Annotated in this window: 22 protein-coding genes; 9 read left to right on the forward strand and 13 right to left on the reverse strand. The window is 37.7% G+C overall.

What is annotated here, in order from left to right; all coding sequences use genetic code 11:
• Positions 1–105: 105 nt before the first annotated feature.
• Positions 106–522 carry an IPExxxVDY family protein gene (locus tag C3K47_RS14485; RefSeq protein WP_103789873.1) on the reverse strand — a complete coding sequence of 139 codons (417 nt, stop codon included), beginning with the start codon at positions 520–522 and terminating at the stop codon, positions 106–108.
• 136 nt (positions 523–658) lie between these two features.
• Here C3K47_RS14485 and C3K47_RS14490 point away from each other — a divergent pair, with 136 nt between their 5' ends.
• The 8 genes from C3K47_RS14490 (at position 659) to nadD (ending at position 7,200) form a co-directional block, all read left to right on the forward strand.
• On the forward strand, positions 659–895 hold the full coding sequence (locus C3K47_RS14490) for an acyl carrier protein (protein ID WP_014681634.1): 237 nt from the start codon (positions 659–661) through the stop codon (positions 893–895).
• A gap of 24 nt (positions 896–919) precedes the next feature.
• Positions 920–2,173: a beta-ketoacyl-ACP synthase II gene (fabF, locus tag C3K47_RS14495; protein ID WP_103789874.1), complete on the forward strand. Its 1,254-nt coding sequence runs from the start codon at positions 920–922 to the stop codon at positions 2,171–2,173.
• 96 nt (positions 2,174–2,269) lie between these two features.
• Positions 2,270–2,998 (forward strand): ribonuclease III, encoded by a 729-nt coding sequence (gene rnc / locus C3K47_RS14500; protein ID WP_103789875.1) that lies wholly within the window; start codon positions 2,270–2,272, stop codon positions 2,996–2,998.
• A 145-nt stretch (positions 2,999–3,143) separates the two neighbouring features.
• A complete protein-coding gene (locus tag C3K47_RS14505) occupies positions 3,144–3,902 on the forward strand; it encodes a lysophospholipid acyltransferase family protein (RefSeq protein ID WP_103789876.1) in 759 nt (252 codons plus the stop codon).
• Positions 3,903–3,975: 73 nt separating this feature from the next.
• The gene (locus tag C3K47_RS14510) at positions 3,976–4,872 is read left to right on the forward strand and encodes a DMT family transporter (protein WP_103789877.1); all 897 of its coding nucleotides are present in this window, start codon (positions 3,976–3,978) and stop codon (positions 4,870–4,872) included.
• Between the two features lie 76 nt (positions 4,873–4,948).
• On the forward strand, positions 4,949–5,827 hold the full coding sequence (locus tag C3K47_RS14515; protein WP_243392559.1) for a YicC/YloC family endoribonuclease: 879 nt from the start codon (positions 4,949–4,951) through the stop codon (positions 5,825–5,827).
• A 104-nt stretch (positions 5,828–5,931) separates the two neighbouring features.
• Positions 5,932–6,528 carry a guanylate kinase gene (gene gmk / locus C3K47_RS14520; RefSeq protein ID WP_103789879.1) on the forward strand — a complete coding sequence of 199 codons (597 nt, stop codon included), beginning with the start codon at positions 5,932–5,934 and terminating at the stop codon, positions 6,526–6,528.
• Positions 6,529–6,612: 84 nt separating this feature from the next.
• The gene (gene nadD, locus C3K47_RS14525) at positions 6,613–7,200 is read left to right on the forward strand and encodes a nicotinate (nicotinamide) nucleotide adenylyltransferase (RefSeq protein ID WP_103789880.1); all 588 of its coding nucleotides are present in this window, start codon (positions 6,613–6,615) and stop codon (positions 7,198–7,200) included.
• A 7-nt stretch (positions 7,201–7,207) separates the two neighbouring features.
• Here nadD and C3K47_RS14530 read toward each other — a convergent pair whose 3' ends face one another.
• The 5 genes from C3K47_RS14530 to C3K47_RS14550 all read right to left on the reverse strand — a co-directional run bounded on the left by C3K47_RS14530 (position 7,208) and on the right by C3K47_RS14550 (position 11,768).
• Positions 7,208–8,032, reverse strand: coding sequence for a DUF1835 domain-containing protein (locus C3K47_RS14530; protein WP_103789881.1), 825 nt, complete (start codon positions 8,030–8,032; stop codon positions 7,208–7,210).
• Positions 8,033–8,077: 45 nt separating this feature from the next.
• On the reverse strand, positions 8,078–8,944 hold the full coding sequence (locus C3K47_RS14535) for a glucosaminidase domain-containing protein (protein ID WP_103789882.1): 867 nt from the start codon (positions 8,942–8,944) through the stop codon (positions 8,078–8,080).
• Positions 8,945–9,667: a glucosaminidase domain-containing protein gene (locus C3K47_RS14540; RefSeq protein WP_103789883.1), complete on the reverse strand. Its 723-nt coding sequence runs from the start codon at positions 9,665–9,667 to the stop codon at positions 8,945–8,947. It lies immediately after the preceding gene.
• 158 nt (positions 9,668–9,825) lie between these two features.
• Positions 9,826–10,461 carry an O-methyltransferase gene (locus C3K47_RS14545; protein ID WP_103789884.1) on the reverse strand — a complete coding sequence of 212 codons (636 nt, stop codon included), beginning with the start codon at positions 10,459–10,461 and terminating at the stop codon, positions 9,826–9,828.
• Between the two features lie 74 nt (positions 10,462–10,535).
• Positions 10,536–11,768, reverse strand: coding sequence for a M16 family metallopeptidase (locus C3K47_RS14550; protein WP_103789885.1), 1,233 nt, complete (start codon positions 11,766–11,768; stop codon positions 10,536–10,538).
• Positions 11,769–11,906: 138 nt separating this feature from the next.
• Between C3K47_RS14550 and hpt the strand changes: the two genes are divergently transcribed.
• Positions 11,907–12,440, forward strand: a complete 534-nt coding sequence (gene hpt, locus C3K47_RS14555; protein WP_103789886.1) for a hypoxanthine phosphoribosyltransferase — start codon at positions 11,907–11,909, stop codon at positions 12,438–12,440.
• A gap of 74 nt (positions 12,441–12,514) precedes the next feature.
• Here the strand turns inward: hpt and C3K47_RS14560 are convergent, their stop codons facing one another.
• The 7 genes from C3K47_RS14560 to C3K47_RS14590 all read right to left on the reverse strand — a co-directional run bounded on the left by C3K47_RS14560 (position 12,515) and on the right by C3K47_RS14590 (position 22,184).
• Positions 12,515–12,964: a hypothetical protein gene (locus C3K47_RS14560; RefSeq protein ID WP_133159393.1), complete on the reverse strand. Its 450-nt coding sequence runs from the start codon at positions 12,962–12,964 to the stop codon at positions 12,515–12,517.
• A gap of 133 nt (positions 12,965–13,097) precedes the next feature.
• The gene (locus C3K47_RS14565) at positions 13,098–13,571 is read right to left on the reverse strand and encodes a hypothetical protein (RefSeq protein ID WP_103789888.1); all 474 of its coding nucleotides are present in this window, start codon (positions 13,569–13,571) and stop codon (positions 13,098–13,100) included.
• A 217-nt stretch (positions 13,572–13,788) separates the two neighbouring features.
• Positions 13,789–14,295 (reverse strand): hypothetical protein, encoded by a 507-nt coding sequence (locus C3K47_RS14570; protein WP_103789889.1) that lies wholly within the window; start codon positions 14,293–14,295, stop codon positions 13,789–13,791.
• Positions 14,296–14,410: 115 nt separating this feature from the next.
• Entirely contained in the window at positions 14,411–16,030 is a 1,620-nt protein-coding gene (locus C3K47_RS14575; RefSeq protein ID WP_103789890.1) for a S8 family peptidase, read from the reverse strand.
• 165 nt (positions 16,031–16,195) lie between these two features.
• A complete protein-coding gene (gene mfd, locus C3K47_RS14580) occupies positions 16,196–19,576 on the reverse strand; it encodes a transcription-repair coupling factor (protein WP_103789891.1) in 3,381 nt (1,126 codons plus the stop codon).
• 111 nt (positions 19,577–19,687) lie between these two features.
• On the reverse strand, positions 19,688–20,443 hold the full coding sequence (locus tag C3K47_RS14585) for a ParA family protein (RefSeq protein ID WP_103789892.1): 756 nt from the start codon (positions 20,441–20,443) through the stop codon (positions 19,688–19,690).
• A 319-nt stretch (positions 20,444–20,762) separates the two neighbouring features.
• Positions 20,763–22,184, reverse strand: a complete 1,422-nt coding sequence (locus tag C3K47_RS14590) for an L-serine ammonia-lyase (protein ID WP_103789893.1) — start codon at positions 22,182–22,184, stop codon at positions 20,763–20,765.
• Between the last annotated feature and the right edge of the window lie 118 nt (positions 22,185–22,302).

Raw genomic sequence — 22,302 nt, forward strand, 5'->3', positions numbered from 1 at the left:
AAGTTTTCGAGTTTGCGTGGCAAAAATACAATTTGTTTCTGATACTCTATAAGTTAGTGTTAACTATACATAAAGCGCTGTATTTCAATAAAGTTCGTTTCATCGCTAAAAGAGCAGATTTTCTTTTGATTTTAACTTATTTGCATCAACAAAAAAAGCGGTCTGCGTGATACTGATTTTGTTAATTTTTGCAATTAAGGCATCTTTTTCATTCTGATAATTTAGGTTCTGAATGAGTAAGAAGAAGTCGATTTCCTTGCGTTCGGGAATTAAATAACCTTCAGTTCCTTTGTTGGTAATCAAGTAAAAATCCTGTTCACCTTCTTCAAAATGTTGGTGGTAGCGGGAAAAATAAATTTCTTCGTTTTGCTTATTCATTAAAATAATATCGTCCGTTTTTGTTAAATTGAACGACAATTCTTTATTGAGAAACCAGCAAAAACGATAATCCCTTGTCGGGGCCGAAATTCCGATAAGGGTGAAATCGAAATCAAAGGAGACTTTTAATACTTTTTTATTCAAACGTTAATATACTTAAAGCAAAGTTATTCAAATACGCGCTTACTTACCACAACGAAAAAAAGTTTTGAATAGTTCCTGTAATTTACTTTTATTTGCAGAAAATTTTAAAAAAATAACCTTTTAAACACAAAAAATTATGTCAGATATTGCATCAAGAGTAAAAGCGATTATCGTTGAGAAATTAGGTGTTGACGAAAACGAAGTGACACCTGAAGCAAGTTTTACTAATGATTTAGGTGCCGATTCGCTTGATACAGTTGAGCTTATCATGGAATTCGAGAAAGAATTTAACGTAGCTATTCCTGACGAGCAAGCTGAGCAGATTGCTACAGTTGGTCAGGCAATCGCTTACCTTGAAAAAAACGTTAAATAAGAAAATTCATCTTAAAAGTATTTAATGCAACTTAAACGTGTTGTTGTAACAGGGCTAGGTGCACTTACACCGTTGGGCAATACCGTTCCGGAATACTGGAATGGCTTGGTTAATGGTGTGAGTGGCGCAGCCATGATTACTAAATTCGATACCGAAAAGTTTAAGACGAAGTTCGCCTGTGAGGTAAAGAATTTCAATCCGGAAGATTTTATGGATAAAAAGGAGGCCCGCAAGGTTGATCCTTTTGTTCAGTACGCCATTGCTGCTACACACGAAGCTGTTGTTGACTCAGGTGCTAACTTCGAAGAACTCAATACCGATCGTATTGGGGTTATTTGGGGTGCTGGTATCGGTGGCTTGAAAACTTTTCTTGATGAAATTTCATCATTCGCTAAAGGTGACGGAACTCCGCGCTACAATCCATTCTTCATCCCTAAGATGATTATTGACATTGCAGCCGGCCATATTTCAATTAAATATGGCTTAAGAGGTCCTAACTTCGCAACTGTTTCGGCTTGTGCTTCTTCTAACAATGCTATCATTGATGCCTTTAACTACATTCGTTTAGGCAAAGCTGATATGTTTATAACAGGAGGCTCTGAGGCAATTATTAATGAAGCCGGTATCGGTGGATTTAATGCTATGCATGCTCTTTCAACCCGTAACGATTCTCCTGAAACCGCCTCTCGTCCGTTCGATCTTGATCGTGATGGTTTTGTGGCTGGTGAAGGTGCAGGAGCGTTGATTTTGGAAGATTTGGAACATGCTAAAAAACGCGGAGCTAAAATTTATGCTGAAATTGTAGGTGGCGGTATGAGTGCTGATGCAAACCACATCACAGCTCCTCACCCTGAAGGTTTGGGTGCTCGCAACGTTATGGTTGCTGCACTTGAAGATGCAGGTATGACAGTTGATGATATTGATTACATCAACGTGCATGGTACCTCAACTCCACTAGGTGATATCAGCGAAACTACTGCTATTGTAAATTTGTTTGGAGAAAATGCCTATAAGTTGAACATCAGTTCAACAAAATCAATGACAGGTCACTTATTGGGTGCAGCAGGTGCTGTTGAAGCAATTGCATCAATTATGGCTGTTGTCAATGATATTGTTCCTCCTACAATTAATCACTTTACCGACGATCCGGCTATCGATCCTCAATTAAACCTTACATTTAATAAGCCGCAGAAACGTGTTATTCGTGCTGCCTTATCAAATACATTTGGTTTTGGCGGTCATAATACCTCGGTAATTTTCAAGAAATTTGAAGAATAGTACCCAAAATATGTTACAGGTTTATATGCAAAGCAATGTTTTGCTTAAACCTGTAACTTATTTACTTCCCTTTATATCCATTAATTAAATACAAGGATGCCCGCATTGCGATTATACAGGCTGTATCTTTCCCGTGAGAGAAATTACGTAAGAGCTTTGAATAATATGCTGGGTTTTGTCCCCGATAATTTAACCTTGTATAAACTGGCTTTTCGTCATAAGTCAGTTGCTCCCCAACTTAAAGAAGGTTTAAAAAACAGCAATGAACGGCTTGAGTTTTTAGGCGACGCGGTTTTGGGCGCAGTGGTGGGAGAGTTGTTGTTTAAAAAATATCCATTCCGCGACGAGGGCTTTTTAACCGAAATGCGCTCAAAGATTGTAAACCGAAATCACCTGAATCAATTGGCCCGAAAAATTGGTATTGGCGATTTAATGGATTACGATACACGGATGATCAATAATCCGGCAAAGCAAGGTTCACTAATGGGTGATGCTTTTGAAGCGTTAATTGGTGCCATTTATCTTGATAAAGGTTATTCTTTTACGAAGAAGTTCATCCTTTCCCGCATCATCAAAGCTCATGTTGATATTGATGCATTGGAGCAAACCGAAACCAATTTTAAAAGCAAGCTTATTGAATGGTGCCAACGGCATGGTAAAGAGGTTTTATTCGAACTAATGCCGAATGAGGAAGGAAGTAAGTCAAAATTGTTTACGGTTAAAGTTTTTGTTGATAACGATGAGTGTGGAATTGGTCAGGACTTTACCAAGAAAAATGCTGAGAAAATTGCTGCAGAGCGTGCCTGTGAGTTACTAAGTATCTAGTTAAAGGCTATCGATTAAATGCTCAATTAATAATTTCCTAATCAAAATCAGCTACCTCGTAGGGAGGTTAAAATCCACTACCTTTCTTGGAAATCTAAAATCAAATGATGTTCTTGCGTTTTCTTGTTTAGTATATTTGGATGTTATGCGTAAGGTATTGGCTATTCTGCAGTTGGTGGTTGGTTTGTTGGCTTTTATTGCAGCTATGCTGATCGTATTGCCATTTATTGTCATCGCTTTTCTGGTTTTTCCAGGAAAAACCGGCAGTGATATTTCCTTCTTTTTTTTGCGTTTTTGGGCAGCTTCAGCCTCATTTTTCACATTAATTTTTTATAAAACTTATAACAAAGCCAAGGCTCCAACTGGCAAGGCTTATGTATACGTAGTAAATCATGGTTCTTACCTTGACTCTCTTGCTGTTGTTTTGGGAATATCTCAGTCATTTAAGCCTTTGGGAAAAATTGAGATGACCAAAATTCCGGTGTTTGGGGTTATTTATAAACGATTAGTAGTTTTAATCGATCGCAGCAGTAAAGAAAGCCGCCAAAAATGTGTTGACGAATTAAAGAAAGAACTGGCGAAGGGAATGTCTGTTTTAATTTTTCCGGAAGGAACCATGAATAAAACGGATAAACCCTTAACCGATTTTTATGATGGTGCTTTTAGAATAGCAATTGAAACTCAAACTCCAATAGCTCCAATAGTATTAGTCAATTCAAAAGAACTATTGCCACGAACAAATCCCCTAGCTATTAAACCGGGGCTTATAAAGGTAGTGTACGCCGATGTAATTGAAACGACGGGATTGACCCTTGATGATCTGCCTTTATTAAAGGATCGGGCCTTTCTGGAAATGGAGCAATTGTTAATTGCTCATCAGTCTTCTGTCGTAAAACTTACATAATTAATCAATTTACATCCCCTTTAATAAATTTCATTTTCGCATCTTCGGGCTGCATTAAGTAGTACAGATCTTTATGAATAAAACCATTCAGGTTCATGCAGCTTTATTTTTGGTAGCGTTAATTTACGGTGCCACATTTACCATTGCTAAAGAAGTAATGCCTGCCTATATAGCTCCTTATGGATTAATTGTGATTCGGGTTTGGGGAGCTGCCTTGCTTTTTATTTTAATGGGCTGGTTTTCAAAATTACCTTCAGTTAAAATTGAGCCTAAGGATTATAAGTTGATGTTTATATCGGCTTTTACAGGTGTTGGAGCAAATATGCTTTTATTTTTTCAGGGTCTATCATTAACCACGCCAATAAAGGCATCGGTTGAAATGGTATGCACACCCTTGTTCGTAGCATTGCTGGCGTTTTGGGTTTTAAAAGAAAAGGTAACCAATTTAAAAATAGGCGGATTGATTTTGGGTTTGTCGGGAGCGGTTTTAATGATTGTGTGGCCTCATTTTTCATTGTCAGGAGGCACTGCCTTTGGAGATGTATGTGTGATTCTCAATGCGATCATTTTTGCCTATTACCTGATTGTGGCTAAGCCCTTAATTATTAAATATCAGGCTATATCAGTAGTTAAGTGGACGTTTATTATTGGAGCTGCTCTAGTTTTTCCCTTTGGAATAGGCGATCTATTAAAGGTTTCCTGGGCACAAATACCGTTGAACATTTGGGGGGCAATAGTTTTTATTGTGGTTTGTACCACATTTTTAACTTACCTGTTAAACGGATGGGCTCTAAAATATGTGAATTCGTCGGTGGTAGGGGCCTATATCTATTTACAGCCAGTTTTAGCTTCTATCATTGCCATTGGTTTGGGGAAAGATGAAATAACCATTCAAAAACTTATTTTTGCCACCATGATATTTACCGGTGTTTACCTGGTAAGTTTTAAACCTAAAGCAGCTATTGCCTAGATTTTCTATCTTTACGCTGCATTTTCGTAAATTCAGTTTTATGGCAATTGATTTTGCCAACTAACATCAATAACATATGTTGAAATCCATGACCGGTTTTGGTATTGCCAGTACAGAAACTGACAAAGCTAAAATCACCGTTGAAATAAAATCGTTAAACAGCAAATTTTTAGAACTTACCTTAAAACTTCCTAAAGCGTATTCTGATAAAGAATTATTGATTAGAAACGATTGTAATCGCTTAATTGAACGTGGTAAAGTAAATCTTATCATATCAATTGAATATAATGCAGGGGCAGAGCGAAAACCGGTAAGTATAAATCAGCAACTTTTAAAGGCTTATTATGAGCAGTTGGAGTTGGGCGCAAAAGCCCTAAACGCTAAAACAGATGATTTATTTACGCTGGCGCTTCAAATGCCGGAGGTTATTAAGCCAGATGAACAAGCTGTTGACGAAGATGAATGGAAAGCTGTTTATTCCACATTTGAGACCTCCATATCTGCTTTCAATAATTTCAGGTCTACTGAAGGTGCCGAACTGGAGAAAGATCTTATCCAACGAATAAAAAATATATTACAGCTTTTAACAAAGGTGGAAATCGCTGAACCTAATCGGATGCCAATTGTACGAGACCGTATTAATAAATACCTCGAAGATGCTGTCGGAATAGAAAATATGGATCAAAATCGATTAGAGCAAGAACTGGTGTATTACATTGAAAAATTTGATATCACTGAAGAAAAAGTTCGATTAAAAAGCCACTGTGATTATTTTATTGCAACCCTTTCAGAAAAAGATGCCGGAGGTAAAAAGCTTGGGTTTATTAGCCAGGAAATTGGCCGTGAAATCAATACAATGGGTTCAAAGGCCAACGACGCTAATATTCAGAAATTGGTGGTGGAGATGAAAGATGAACTGGAGAAAATAAAGGAACAATTGTTAAATGTATTATAGTTAATTGCGGGTTTAAGGGTACGGGTTTTAAAGAGATTAAGTTTGAACATTAATGCATTCTTTGAACCCACAATTCGCAACTCGCAAATTCGTAATTAATCAAAATGTCTGGTAAACTCATTATATTTTCGGCACCATCAGGGGCCGGTAAAACAACTATAGTAAAGGATTTGCTTACTAAATTTCCTGAATTACAATTCTCAATTTCGGCAACCACCCGTGATCGGAGGGGAGAAGAACAGAACGGAAAAGATTATTACTTCATTAGCAAGGAAGAGTTTTTGCACCGTGTGGCCAACCATGAGTTTGTGGAGTTTGAGGAGGTTTATAACGGTACTATTTACGGAACACTGAGAGCCGAAATAGAACGAATTTGGGCTGAAGGTAAGCACGTGATCTTTGATGTTGACGTTGTTGGAGGATTACGTTTAAAACGTAAATATCCTGAACAAGCGATAGCCGTTTTTGTCCAGCCACCTTCAGTTGAGGTTTTGAAGGAGCGCTTGGCCGGAAGAGGAACAGATAGCCCTGATAAGCTTGCAGAACGTTATGCTAAAGCTGAAAAGGAATTGGCTTATGCCCCACAGTTCGATGTTATTTTAGAAAACTATGAACTTGAAACCGCTTGTGATGAGGCGGAGGTTTTTGTAAAGTATTTCCTTAAGGATAAAATGAAGTTTGGTAAGCGGGATGTAAAGTAGTCTAAGACGATGGTTTTTTGTCTATAGAATGAAGTTCAAATCTCTATCCACTAAAGTCTATCAGCTATTGACCAAATCGAAATAATGAAAATCGGATTGTTTTTTGGTTCTTTTAACCCGATACACATTGGGCATTTGGTAATTGCCAATTACATGGCTAATTATACCGATTTGGATAGAGTTTGGTTGGTGGTTTCTCCGCATAATCCGCTCAAAGAGGCCTCCGATCTTATTCATGTGCACGATCGGCTTGAAATGGCTAAACTGGCAACTGAAGATGCCGATCGTATTGAGGTTTCGGATGTTGAATTGAAATTGCCACGTCCATCTTATACCATCGATACTCTTACTTTTTTAGCCGAAAAATATCCCCAACATGAATTTTGTTTGATCATGGGGGCGGATAACTTGCGATCGATTAAAAAGTGGAAAAACTACGAAATGTTACTTCGTATGTATAAAGTTTTTGTTTATCCAAGACCCGGCATTGATGTGAACGAATGGAATAACCTTCCTTCCATTACCATCACCAATACCCCTTTAATGGAAATTTCGTCAACATTTGTTCGTAAAGCAATTGTTGAACGTAAAAGTGTAAAGTACTTTGTGCCTGAATTGGTTTTAGATTTTATAGAGAAAAAAGGTTTATATCGAAAAGCAAAAACAGTTTAAATTGCTTTTATTTCGCCTCATTTAAACCTAAAGCTATAGCGCCTGCATCTGTTAATGAAAGCCCGTAAATCCAGTTTTTAGCTTGCAAAGCGTTGATGTAATTAACCACCTGCAAATCGCCAAATCCATAGATGCTTTCAGTTTCCCAAAATCGATGAAGCAAATCAATTTCCGAATTCACTCCTTTGTAAATCACTTCTAAAAGGCGTCTTTCTACACGATTGATTTCATTATCGCCACTAAGTCGAGCTAAATGAGCTTCAAAAACCTTGTCGAAAAATTTGAAATTGGCCGGAGCCGACTGAATTAATTGTTGTAGGGTAGCAATATCATTAATTGTATATGCCTTCCAAACCTTACTTCCAAAAGTTAAATCCGATGTCTGAAGTTCAATTCTGTTTTCAAAAAAGTCTTTTAGTTGTTGATTATTAATATTGCTAAAGCCAAAAAAGAATTCTTCAGCGGAGTTTTGCTGAGGTTGAACCCAGTTTATTTTTGTATGGGAAAGATCGAATTGATTTAAACGGTGCAATATATAAACCATATTGGCCTGGCAGAATAAATCGAATTCAAACCAAAGATTTATCTCCTTGTATTTAAACGGCTGGGCTATTTTATAGAGTTTTTCTACTACTTGATGTCGGTATTCTTTTTCCGGAACCTGGTAAGTTGTTGAAATATAGTTCGTTCGCTGATTCCAGAAATCTTCTTCATTAGATGCACTAACAGGCCCTTCAATTAGGCACTCGCGCCAAATCATTACATCGCCATCAAAAAAGCAACGTTTGAAATTGGGGAGAAGCGCATCACCGTTTAGCACATGAAGAATCATCTTAATAGGAATATAATGCCGCGTTTAATAAATGGTTTACTAAATCTATTTAGAAATCTTTAGTAGTTGTCCAACTGCTATTGAATACGATTCAAGGTTGTTCCAGGTTACGATATTCTCAACTTTTGTATTGAATTTTTTTGCAATTCCATATAAGGTATCGCCTGCCTTAACTCTGTAAAATCCGGCAGGTACAACTTCTTCATTATCTGATTGAGTGCTTTTTGAAGCAATTTTTCCTTCCTCGTTAACCGGTTTCTGTTCAAAATACAAACTACCTCTGTCCCCAGAAGAGGCAACTGGATCTTTCGAAGCGCTTTTATCAAACTTATAAAGTTCGTAACGTTCTATCACTTCAATTAACTTAGGCCCGTATTGAGGATTTGTGGCATATCCGGCAGTCTTTAAACCGTTAGCCCATCCCTGGTAATCTGTACGTTCGAGCTTAAATAAACCAGCATACCGGGGACGTTTTAAGAATTCTGAATGATCGCGAAAAGAGCCTTCTGCGTGAGGATATTTTCTAAAACATTCATTTGGTCGGTCGTCATCTTTGTGGTAGGTTGGGCCTTGCCAATCGCTGGTGCATTTAATGCCAAAGTGGTTGTTGGCGCTGGTTGCCAAATCACTATTGCCACTTGATGATTCAAATATGGCCTGCGCTAATGTTATACTAGCTGGAATGCCCGTACGGTGCATTTCGTCAATAGCTACCTGTTTATACTTATTGATATATTGTTGAGTGCTGCTTGATTTAGCATATGTTGTAGTAGCAGGAGCTTTCTTATTTCCTGAATTGGATGCCGAAATGCTTTGGCTGCTGTTGTTTGGTAAGGTTACGTTCTTTTTTGCCGAGCAGGCTACAAAAGAATACGCTATAATGCAAAGAGTAAGAGTTTTCCAGCTGTTCATTTATTTAACTCGTAAGCGTTGACCGGGTTTGATTTTCACCGAATGCAACGAATTTAATGATTTAAGTTTACTTACTGTTGTTTTGTATTTTTTTGCCACAGTTGATAATGATTCACCTTTTTTAACCTTGTGATATACAGGCTTAATTTCTGAAACTACCGGTTGATTTTCAGGTTCATCCACAATGGAAGCGGTTATTGCTGACAAACTATCCGATACAAGTATTACCGGTTGTTCTTTGCAAATTTCTCCATCCCAATTATAAAGCTGATTACGTTGGATACATTTAATCAAATCAGAAGCATATCGTTTGCTAGCTGCGTAACCTGAACGTTGCAGGCCCTTAGCCCAACCTTTATAGTCGCAGGGATCGAGTTTAAAAAGAGAAGCATAGTTCTTTCGGCCCGTTAAAAAATTCGAGCGGTCCAAATACGCTGCTTCCACACTTTCATATTTTCTGAAATTACCAAAGCGTTCGCCTTGCCAAGACCTGCCTGCCTTTACCCCGAAATGATTATTGGCCTGTTTTGCAAGTTTAGATTTACCTGCACCACACTCCATTATGGCTTGGGCAAGAGTAATACTTGCCGGAATTCCGGTTTTTTTCATTTCGGAAACAGCCATTTCGCCGTATTTTTCGGCGTATAATTTTTCCGGATTATTTTGGGCCGAAACATAAAAATTGATGAATAGCAACAAGGTTGCTAAATAGAATTTATTCATTTTTAGTTTGGGTTAACGGTTTGGTTTTTGATTCAGTTTATTTTACTATAAAGAACTATTTTTTACAATTAAAATGCAACTGAATTTTTGCCAAGTCATCAACTACGCTAAAGTTGATTGGTTAAATTAATAGTATAAACGAAAGTTTATCAATATTCTTATTTCTTCCTTATCAGCATTATTCCATCCCTTATTGGAAGTAATACATTTTCAACGCGGTCATCGTTTTGAACCTTTTCATTAAATAACATAATAACCCTAGTGTCCTTATCAGGGGTTTCATCCGTAACTTTTCCGCTCCACAAAACGTTATCGGCGAAAATATACCCTCCAGGTTTTACCTTATCAAACACAAGGTCATAATAGGTTCCGTTATTCTTCTTATCCGCATCAATAAAAACCAGGTCGAATTCCTCGTCAATGCTCGGAATAAGTTCTACAGCATTTCCAATACGATAGTCAATTTTATCGTCTACGCCTGCTTTTTCAAAGAATGACCGCACAAATGGTTCCAGCTCTTCATTAATGTCGATGGTTGTCAACGTTCCCTCTTTGTCAAGTCCTTCAGCCAAACAAATGGCCGAATAACCAGTATACGTTCCAATCTCCAGAATGCGCTTAGGTTTTATCATCTTACTTAACATACTTAAAGTACGTCCTTGGAAATGACCTGAAAGCATGCGAGGCAGCAATATTTTTAAGTGCGTTTCACGGTTAAGTATATTCAAAATTTCAGGCTCAAGGTCCGTATGGGCTTCAACGTAACTATTTATTTTTTTATTGATGATATCCATTATTAATTTGAGTTACAGATTAGGTGAAGCGAATTCTTTTATGGCCTAGCGTTCATAATCTGAAATAATTAAATTTATTCTGAAGGTACAAATGTAAGCATGCTTAGCTGCTCTGGACTGAAATTTTCATTCGCGATTTCAAGAATATCGTTGGCTGAAACGCTGTCAATTTTATTAAAAATTTCCGGTAAGCTATCCACTTTGCCATAATCCAAAAGACTTTTTGTCATTGCAATAATTACCGAAATTCGCGATTCCTCAGCCAACGCAATTTGCCCTTTGAATCGTTGTTTGGCCTGATGCAATTGCATGGTACTTAATTGATTTTCTCGTAGTTTTTTCAATTCCTTATGTACCAGCTTTATACATCTGGATGCTTTTCCATCATCGGTTCCGAAATAAATGCTAAACATGCCAGTATCTGTCATTGGAACAAAGCTCGATTCAATTGTATAACAAGCACCAAAGCGCTCACGTATCTCCAGGTTTAGTCTTGAGCTCATGCCTGGGCCACCAAGAAGGTTGTTTAAAAGCAACATGCCTGTTTTTTTATCATGGTTTAGATTATATGATCGTCCACCAATAATGCAATGTGTTTGTATACAGTTTTTTTCTTTCTGATCAACTTTTGCCAGGTAACCGTTAGCCTCCGTCCTATGTTTTGTTTGATTATTTTCAGGAATGATGCCCAGGTATTTATCGGCGAGTTTTTGAAGCTTTTTCTCCGGAATATTGCCGTAAACACCTAAAACAATTTCATGTGTATTATAATTTGCTGCAATAAAACTGAGAATGTCACTTTGCTTAAATGCTTTGATAGATTCCGGCGTGCCTAAGATATTGTTACCTAGCGCATGATCATTAAATACAATTTCATCAAATTCATCTTGAATATGCTCCTCGGGGGTATCCTTGTATGAATCGAGTTCATCCAATACTACACCTTTTTCTTTTTCTAATTCATTTTGAGGAAAAACAGAATTAAAAGTAATATCGGTTAGCAGGTCAAGTGCTCGTTCTAAATGTTCATTCAAGAAAGATGCATGAATGCAGGTTTGCTCCTTTGTAGTATAGGCATTCAAATCGGCCCCAACAACCTCCAGGCGGTTTAGAATTTGGTAGGTATTGCGCTTTCGGGTACCTTTAAACAGTAAATGTTCGATAAAGTGAGCTAAGCCTATGGCCTCGTTTGTTTCATCACGTGAACCGGCGTTAATTACAAGGCACATATGCATAATGCCTGATTCTTGTGCTGGTTTATGTAAAACTCTAATCCCGTTTTTGAGTGTCAGTAAACTATATTCCATTTGAACCGACAAAGATACTGATTTAGTTGACGTTAGCAGAGAAACAACGGTTTGCTGTTTTAAATATTATTTAGGTACTTAACCATAATTTTTGCCGTTTATTTTTTAACTTAATAATCTTCAATACAACTGAATCTTATGAACATCAGCTTACATGATAAACGTTTTGAACCATACATTAAAGAAGTGGCTATTCAAAACCGAATTAGCGCTATAGCCGAGCAGCTGAGCGATGATTATAGAGGGAAACGGCCCTTATTTATTTCGATGTTGAACGGAGCATTTTGGTTCACGGCTGATCTATTAAAAAGCTTTACAGGTGATTGTGAAATTAGCTTTGTGAAATACAGGTCATACCAAGGATTGCAAAGTTCGGGTGAAGTAATGCAAAGTTTGGGAATTGATGTGGATATTAAAGATCGGGATGTGGTTATTTTGGAAGATATTATCGATACCGGTAGAACCTTAAGCGTTTTTCTTGAAATTTTAATGCAACACCAACCCGGAAGTGTTAAAATTGCCACTCTCTTAATAAAACCTGAAACTTTACAGTTTCCCCTTGTACCTGATTATGTAGGTTTTGAGATTCCGAATGATTTTATAGTAGGCTACGGATTGGATTATGATGGGTTAGGTAGAAATCTCCGGAATTTGTATGTTTTAGAAAAATAGTTCCGACAGTTAGCTGAAGCTGCCGGAACTCCCCATAATTAATCGTCCATCCAGGATTCTCAAAAGGCATTTTTTTAGGTACTTTTTGATTTATGAAGGGTAATAGTTACTTCTATTCTTTGGGTTGATGATATCGATGCTTTTTCTTTCCAAATAAGTTTTCCATCCTCAAATTCCACTTCGGCCTCATATAAACCGGTACCCAGGCCGTATCTGAATGAATTTATGCTATCGTAACTGATCTCATACGTATCTGACTCTCCGTCTGATGTAAATACAAGTCGATCTTCATAAAACGTAATTACAAATTCTTCTTCTTCAAATTCAGCGCTTCCACTCGCATCCTCGTCTAATTTGTCATTCTCATATTGTTTGATATCAACATTTTCGACTGACCATTTTCCTAATAATTTGGCTTGAAGTTCTTTTCCTGTGTCAGGAACAGGAGGTGTTGGGTCATCTTTTTTACATGAATTAAATGCAAAAGCTTGCAACAAAAAAAATAGCAAAATCAATGGCCTCATTGATTTTGAGGAGAGCGAAACATTAACCATAATAGAGAGCGTTAAAATCTTTATTATAAGTTAATGATTTTTTATGTTACAAACTAAGCTTTAATCATTATTTATAATTGAGTTTTATTTGAGAATGAATCGATTATATTTTTTGAGAAACAATCGTAGTAACATCTTTATAGTTAATACCATCTTCAGTATATTCTTCTGTGGCAATCCAGGTCATTTTATCATTATCAAATGACACAGTAGCTTTTACTAAACCGCCGTCATCATTATGAAACTCAAAAGTATCCTTGCTTGTACTGTAGTCAATTGGATAACTTGCACTGCCTAACCCAGGGATCGTAATTATAACAGATGTATCTGTAAATTCTACTGTGTATTGCGATGCGGAATAATCATCATTTTCTTCGTCAACCAGTTCATTGTTTTCATAGTATTTGGTATTTATTGTTAAAACTTTCCATTTACCCTTTACTTTTTCCTTAACAGTGGGAGCAGGATCGTCATCATTGCTTTTTTTACAAGAGGCAGGCGCTAATAAAAAAACAATGGTGAAAATAAGTAAAACAGCTGCCTGGAGCTTTTTACTTGTAGAAGAGATAGAAAGCATAAGATGTAGATTAAAATAGTTTAGTTAGTAACATAAGTTAAAACCATGTGCATGGCTTTATAAACAGGTAGGTGTGCTTAGATTAAGTATGGAAAATCAGTTCCGACAGATCTTGAACTGTCGGAACTCCCCATAATTAAAAAGTCCATCCAGGTACTTCAAAAGGCAAATTTTTAGCATTAATTCTTTTGTGGTTTACTTGCTTATGATCATATGATCAGATCTTCTCTAAGAAAAATGTAGTCACCACTTTATAGATAACCCCTTCATCTGTATAATCTTCCGTGGTAATCCAAGTCATTTCATCATCTTCTATGATCACCGTATTTTCCCTTATCATATCGCCATTTTCAAGGTTAAATACAAAAGCTTTTTGCGAGCCGATGGCATAAGCTGTAGTGTAGTCAACAGGATAAATATACTCTGAGCCAGGGGCGGTTACTTTAACTTCGGTTTCAGCAAATCTTACAAGATAATCTACAGTCGAAAAATCCTGGTTTATTTCGTTTACCAGCTGAACGTTTTCATACTCATGTTTTTCAAAGTATTTGGTGTTAGAAGAAATAACTTTCCATGTACCTTTAGCTTCATCTTTTACTGCAACAGGGGCAGGAGGATTATCGCTGGTGGTAGAACAGGAGTTTGTCAGGATTAATAGGTTGAGGGTGAAAAAAAGTAAATAAGCCACCTGGAGCTTTCTACTTTTGAGAGAGATAGAGAGCATAAGTTGTAGATTAGTATATTATTAAATATACGTTATTTAAATGAGGTTTTCATAAAAGCCAAAGGCCGCTAAAAATTTTTAGCGGCCTTTTTCAAATAAAAATTATTGAAATAAGTTATTTTTTTGCCTTTTTAGTTTGAGTATCGGCTAGTTTAACTGCGTTATAAAGGTTAGCAACACCGGCAGTAATAGAAAGATCTGCAAATTTTACTTTCTGTTTATTTTCTGATCCCGGGCTTACAACTTCCAGATCGGGAAACTTATCAACCGAATTTAAGATGATGTTTTTAACTTCAACAGCGGTTAATTGTGGATAATAAGAACGAATTACAGCGGCTATCCCAGCAACAACCGGCGATGCCATACTTGTTCCACTATTTGATTTATATTTCGAAAATGGAATAGTTGAGTAAATATCCACTCCTGGGGCAAACACATCAACCGAGTTTTTGCCATAATTAGAGAAACCTGCAACGGATTGATCTCCACCTTTCCAAGATAATGCGCCAACTTCAATCCAGTTGGCTGCACTTCCGCCGGCAATAAAATTACGGTTAGGGAAATTTCCGGTTGTATCATTGTTGTTTGCATCGTTTCCAGCGGCATGAACTAATAATACATCTTTTGATGCTGCATATTTCACAGCCTCGTCAACCGTATTTTTGTCGTAGTTATACAATTTTCCAAAGCTCATATTAATAACCCTGGCGCCATTGTCAACGGCATATCTGATAGCGTTTGCTACGTCTTTATCGCGTTCGTCACCGTTAGGAACCGCTCTCACCGCCATTATTTGTACATGATCGGCAACTCCGTTCATACCGATTCCGTTATTTCTGGCTGCAGCAATAATTCCCGAAACGTGGCTGCCATGCCCAGCATCAGGACCTGTTACATCATTATTTCCATAAAAGCGCTCACTGGCGTTAGCAGGATCATCTCCTACAATAGCCCGTTCATTGGCTGTTGTGTTTAATCCGTAATCAAGCTTGCCTTTCAGGTCGTCAACGGCCTCTTCCAGTTTTTCAATCTGATCATCCAAATCAGGGCAGTCGTTGGCAATAAGCATTTGCTTCATGTTTGCTGCTAATTTGTTGATCTTCTCATCGCCCGTATTTACTTTTTCAAGCGTAGGAATATCCAATTTTTCAGCCTTTAACTGCATTTTTAATGCATTGTTGATTTTTCTCAACTGGCTTAAAAAACCGGTATAACTTTCATATCGTTGTTGGGTCTCTGAAAGTTCTTTATTGAAATCTTTCTTCAGTTTTAAGTATTGCTGGTAATCAGGCTTTTTTTCTACCTCAGCTGTAGGAGGGGTATCTTTATATTTTGCCTCAAGCGGCGTATATAAACGAGTTAACTCCATCGACTCATGGTTAATATTTCTGCCGTCTTTGCCTCCAATAAAGTTCCATCCATACACATCATCGATGTAACCATTCTTATCATCATCAATTCCGTTGCCGGCAATTTCCTTTTTATTTTTCCAAAGGATTGGCTTTAAATCTTCGTGCGTGGTATCAACACCCCCATCAATTACAGCTACTATAACTGTTTGAAACTTACGGCCTTTTAATAGCTCTTGATATGTTTTGTTGGTACTAACTCCTTGAATATGATCGGTTTTTGGATCGAGGTTAAACCAATTGTCGGGGGCTTTTGTTGAAGTTTGCGCAAATACTGCCGAACCTGAAAGTAAGAGCAGTAAAGAAAATGAAAGACTCTTGTTCATAATTAATAATTAAAGCGAATAATTTAGGGTTACTATTGATTTAGGCTTTCTACTTTTTATAATAAGAAATTGGTTAAGCAAATAACTATAAAACGAAAATAATTCTACGCTATTACTATGTATTATTTGTGTGGCAGTTTTATGGGTAAATGGTGGTCTTTTAACTTAGGCCACCTCGATTCCGGCTAATTCATTTAGTGTATCTATTGCCTGCTGGATGTGTTGAATATTATCAACTGTAATAGAAAGCGTGTTTTTTCCCTCTTTCAATCGGCTGTTACGTTGATGCGTTTGAACATAATGAAGCACCTTGGTAAAGCTTTCTGATTCGAAATAAGGCGACTGTTGGTTAGAAATGAAAAAGCCACGAAGGGTTTTATTTTTAACCATCAGTTTTTCAAAACCGATCTCTTTAGCGAGCCATTGTAGTCGCATTGTGTTCAATAATTCTTTAACCTGACGAGGTAATGGGCCAAAACGATCATTTAGCTGGGTGGCAAAAGCGTTTAGCTGGGTTTCATTTTCAATCCGGCTTAATTCGTTGTACAAGTTATATCGCTCTTGAATACTGCTTACATACTCATCCGGAATTAATAACTCCATATCAGTATCGATAGTGGTAAAGTTTACAAACGGCCTGGGCTTTTCATCTTTAAACAGGTCACTGAATTCTTCTTCTTTCAGCTCCTGAATAGCTTCGTCCAAAATCTTGTGATACATTTCATAGCCAATCTCGGCAATAAATCCACTTTGTTCTGAGCCTAATAAATTTCCAGCACCGCGAATATCCAGGTCTCGCATAGCCACATTAAATCCGCTTCCTAAATCAGAGAACTCTTCAATTGCACTTAATCGTTTCCGAGCTTCAGGGGTTAATACCGACAATGGTGGACTTAAAAGATAGCAAAAGGCTTTTTTATTCGAACGGCCTACACGACCACGCATTTGGTGCAAATCGCTCAAGCCAAAATTATGGGCCTGATTTATTAGAATAGTGTTAGCATTTGATATATCCAGCCCTGCTTCAATAATGGTTGTGGCAACTAAAACATCATATCTGCCTTCAATAAAGTCGCTCATCACGTCTTCTAATTCATCCCCTTCCATTTGTCCGTGACCCACACACACTTTAACACCGGGACATAATTTGCGAATTAAACCCGCTACATCATGAATATCACTAACACGGTTGTGTACAAAGAAAACTTGTCCTCCACGTTCGGTTTCAAATTCAACAGCCTCTTTAATCACTTTTTCATTGAACACATGCAGTTCGGTAACTACAGGTTGACGATTTGGGGGCGGTGTGCTGATAATTGAAAGGTCGCGAGCGCCCATTAAAGAGAAATGCAACGTACGCGGAATGGGAGTGGCTGTAAGTGTTAGTGTATCCACATTTACACGAAATGACTTAAGTTTTTCCTTTACCGTAACACCAAACTTTTGCTCCTCATCAATAATTAATAAGCCTAGATCTTTGAATTTTATGTCTTTGCTTACCAGCCTGTGAGTACCGATAATAATATCAACCTTACCTTCTTCGAGGTTCTTTAATGTATCCTTTATTTGCTTGGCTGATTTAAAACGGTTTACATAATCAATTGTGCAGGGGAAGTCTTTTAAGCGTTCGCGAAAAGTGCGGAAATGCTGTGAGGCAAGAATAGTGGTTGGCACCAAAACGGCCACCTGCTTACTATCGGTAACGGCTTTGAATGCCGCTCTAATGGCTACTTCTGTTTTTCCAAAGCCTACATCGCCACAAATCAACCGATCCATAGGATGTGGAGCTTCCATGTCTTTCTTAAGATCGGCAGTAGCTTTTTCCTGATCAGGGGTATCTTCATAAATGAACGAAGCTTCCAGCTCATTCTGAAGGTAAGTATCTGGCATAAAGGCATGTCCTTCTTTGGCTTTACGCTGTGCGTAAAGTTTTATCAGGTCACGGGCTATGTCTTTAACTTTTTTTTTAGTGTTTTTTTTTAACTTATCCCAGGCATCTGTTCCCAGCTTATTCAGTTTTGGCTGCGTGCCTTCCTTACCGGTATATTTTGAGATGCGGTTAAGCGAATTAATGTTTACATAAAGCAAATCATTATCTGCATAAACCAACCGGATTGATTCCTGGATCTGCCCGTTAACTTCAATCTTTTGAAGGCCGGCGTATTTACCAATCCCGTGATCAATATGAGTTACAAAATCACCCGGTTTAAGTTCTCTCAGTTCTTTTAAAGTGATTGATTGCGACTGCGTATAAGTTTTACGCGACTTGTATTTATAATAGCGATCGAAAATCTGATGATCCGTATAACATGCAACTTTTAGTTCCCGGTCGATAAAACCTTCATGAATAGAAAGATGGATGGGAGTGAATGGCGTTTCATTACTTGTAGTCTTGGCCTCTTTTTCTTTAGGCAAATCGGCAAAGATGGCGTAAAGTCGCTCTATCTGTTTGGCACTATCAGCAAAAATGAAGTTCTGAATATCTTCAGCAATGTTTTCATTTAAATTATGCTGAAGGAGTGTAAAGTCTTTATTGAATGAAGGCTGCGGACGAAGGTCAAAGTGAAAAGTCTCTGTAGCCTCATACGTGAATTGCTTTCCAAATTCAATTACTGAAAACCTGTCGATATTCCGTTTGGTGTCTTTACTCTCTTCGAAAAGATATTTTGGATCCATCCATTCGGAATGCATGGCTTTTTCATCGTCGGGTAAGCCTTTGTAAAGTTCTTTGGCTTTCTTAACACCTTTTTCAATGATTTCATAGGTGAAGGTGACATCTTTAAACCATAGAACAGAGTTTTCTTCTATATAATCAAGAAATGAAGTGTTGTTATCAGTAAGTAATTTCGATTGAACATTAGGAACAATAGTGATCCACTCCATTTTTGAAACCGAAAGCTGATCCTCGGGGTCAAAAGTTCTAATGGATTCTATTTCATCACCAAAAAATTCTACACGATAGGGGAGGTCATGCGAAAAAGAGAAAATATCTACAATTCCTCCTCTTACTGAATATTGCCCGGCTTCATACACAAAATCAACACGTTCAAAAGCATATTCATGTAAAAACTCATTAATAAACTCAATGCTAAGTTTATCACCGGTTTTAATATCGAGGGTGTTTTTCTCCAGTGTTTCACGGCTGATCACTTTTTCGGCGAGTGCCTCAGGATAAGTAACCACCATTTTTGAGGCGTTGGTTTTCGATTTAATTTCATTCAACACCTCCGCACGAAGCAAAACATTCCCTGAATCGGGCTGAATAAATTCAAAAGGTTTGCGATACGAAGCAGGAAAAATCAATCCATTACGACCGCTCAAGCTTTCCAGGTCATTTAAAAAATAAATGGCTTCTTCGTAAGTAGGCAGCACAAAAACAAAAGGTTGTTCTGTTTGAGTACGCAAAGCGTTTACCAACATGGCGTCTGAAGAACCTACGAGTCCTTTCAGGTGCACCCGTTGCTGGCTAAGTTGTAAATCTGAGGCCAGTTGTTGGATACGGCTGTCGTTTTGGTATATGGAAAGAATTTCTTGTATTGTTTGCATCACAGTGATTGCAAAGATAATAGAATGTTTTTAACAAGAATTAGGATGTATGCTATCGACTTTGACGATTGTTTCTGTGAATTAGGGAATTAATCTATCTATTTGGAGAAATTAGTGTTTCTTCTTTGATTCTGTTCTGGTTTGAAATTCTTTCCAAAGAGCGGTATAGGCTTTAGAAGATTTGGATTTAGGGGCGAATGCAGGTAATGGAGCACGGAAAATACCCATTTTTTCTACTTCGGATGAATAATTAATACTGGAATTTAAAAGGTGGGGGTTGTTCTGGTATTCATCGATGATATCCTTATGCATATTTTTTCTGAGGTCGACCATTGAAAAGAATGGGATGATCTTTTTCTTATCTAAATCGTTGTCTTCAAAATATTCCGAAACCGTTTCAAAAGCTCTAATTGAAAGTGTTGTAGGAATCATGGGAAGAAGAATGTAATCGGCAGCGGCAAAAATGTTTTCAGATAAGATCGAAAAGCCCGGGGGAGAATCGATAAATACATAATCGTAATCGCCGTTCAATTCGTGGAGTGTATTTTTTAACCTCTTTTTCGAAGATTTCATGTCATCTAAAATGATATCCAGGTTTCTTGTCGAAAGGTCAGCAGGTAAAATATCCAGTTTTTCGTAGTGCGATGATTTAATGGCATCTTCGATTTCCGACTTATTGCCCATTAATTTCTTGATACCGCCTTTCACTTTCGCTTTCACCTGGTAGTAAAAAGTTGTTGATGCCTGCGGATCAAGGTCCCATAATAAGGTTTTATGTCCTTGGTTTGATGCCAGATAAGCCAGATTAACAGCAGTCGCGGTTTTGCCAACACCTCCTTTAAGATTATAGATAGCAATGGTTTTCATTTAGTAGCACTAATTATTACGAATTAAAGAAGCACGAATTATAGTTAATTAAACGAATTGCACTAATAATCCTGTTTTACAATTTACAACTTTAAGTTAACTACTTTCCTATATAAACAAGAATTGCACAAATCTTCGTCATGATTGGTGCAATTAGTATAATTCGTGAATTTGTGTCTTTTACAGTTAGGCAAATTCCCCCGAATATTTACAGCCAATCCACTTATAACTTAAAATGAAATACATCTTTATATAAACAATAATTGCACAAATCTTTATCATGATTTGTGCAATTAGTATAGTTCGTGAAAATAGTGTCTTAACACTCTGGCAAATTCACCGGAATATTTACAGCTAAACCACCTTCTGCTGTTTCTTTGTATTTGTCATTCATATCACGAGCGGTATCCCACATCGATTTAATTACTGCATCTAAACTTACTTTGGCCGATTTAGGATCACTTTCTAATGCAATATTTGAAGCGGTTATAGCTTTGATAGCGCCCATAGAGTTACGCTCAATACACGGAATTTGAACCAAGCCGCCAATAGGATCACAGGTTAAGCCCAGATGATGCTCCATAGCAATTTCGGCTGCCATTAGCACCTGCTCTACGCTGCCGCCCATACATTCCGCCAATCCTGCTGCCGCCATTGCCGATGATACACCAATTTCGGCCTGACAACCGCCCATGGCTGCTGAAATAGTTGCATTCTTTTTGAAAATAGTGCCAATTTCACCTGCTGTTAAAATAAAACGAATCACTTTTTCCTCATCAAAGCCATCTACAAAGCACCATGCGTACATTAGTACTGCTGGAATAACCCCTGAAGCACCGTTGGTAGGAGCGGTGATGATACGACCAAAAGAAGCATTCTCTTCATTAACGGCAAGTGCAAAGCAACTGATCCATTTATTGATAGAGGTAAAGCTTTTATCCGAAGCTTTTACAGCACGAATCCATTCGTCTACAGTGCCACAATGTCGACCAGCCAGCAATTTTTCATTCATTTCTGAGGCCCTGCGTTTCACATTTAAGCCCCCGGGAAGAATGCCGGTTTTGTTCACCCCCCTAAAAATACAGTCCTTGATCTCACTCCAGATGTACAAAGCCTGTTGGTTTATTTCTTCTTTACTTCGCCAAGCCTGCTCATTAACCATTACCAAATCGGCAACACGAAGGTTAAGTTTTGCGCAATTCTCAGCTATGGTTATTGCATGATGGCATGGGTAAGGTGTAACTATGGCGTTTTGAGTGATGGTGTTTTCGTTTTCAGTGGCCACAAAGCCGCCACCTACAGAGTAATATTTACGGTTGATTAACTGACCGTTTTCAAACACAGCAATAAACTCGATTCCGTTAGCATGGAAGGGCAGGCTTTTGTTGTATTCAAAGATCAGGTCTTTGTTGTAATCAAAGGCAAGTGAATGAATGCCTCCCAGTAAAATAGTTTTACTCGATTTTATAGACTCTACCTTTTCAGGTATGGTATCGGTATTAATTTGGGTATAATCTTCTCCTGCTAGTCCCATTAAAACGGCTACATCAGTTCCGTGACCATGGCCGGTTTTTGCCAATGAACCATATAAACGAACGATGATCTGGCTTATGTTTGAAATGGGTTGCAGTTGTTTGGCTTCATTAAGAAAAAGTTCAGCAGCTTTCCATGGTCCCATAGTATGAGAGCTGGAAGGGCCAATACCCACCTTAATGATTTCGAATGCACTTATCGACTCCATTAGAATATTGATTTAGATTTAAATTGGTGGGCGCAAGTTAGGATTAATTACGGGTATTGGCATTGATATGGAACAAAAAAAGCAGCCGATTGGGCTGCTTAACTATTTGATGTTACTT

Origin of the sequence: Solitalea longa, from assembly GCF_002920915.1 — a bacterium.
In the GTDB taxonomy this organism is placed as follows: domain Bacteria; phylum Bacteroidota; class Bacteroidia; order Sphingobacteriales; family Sphingobacteriaceae; genus Solitalea; species Solitalea longa.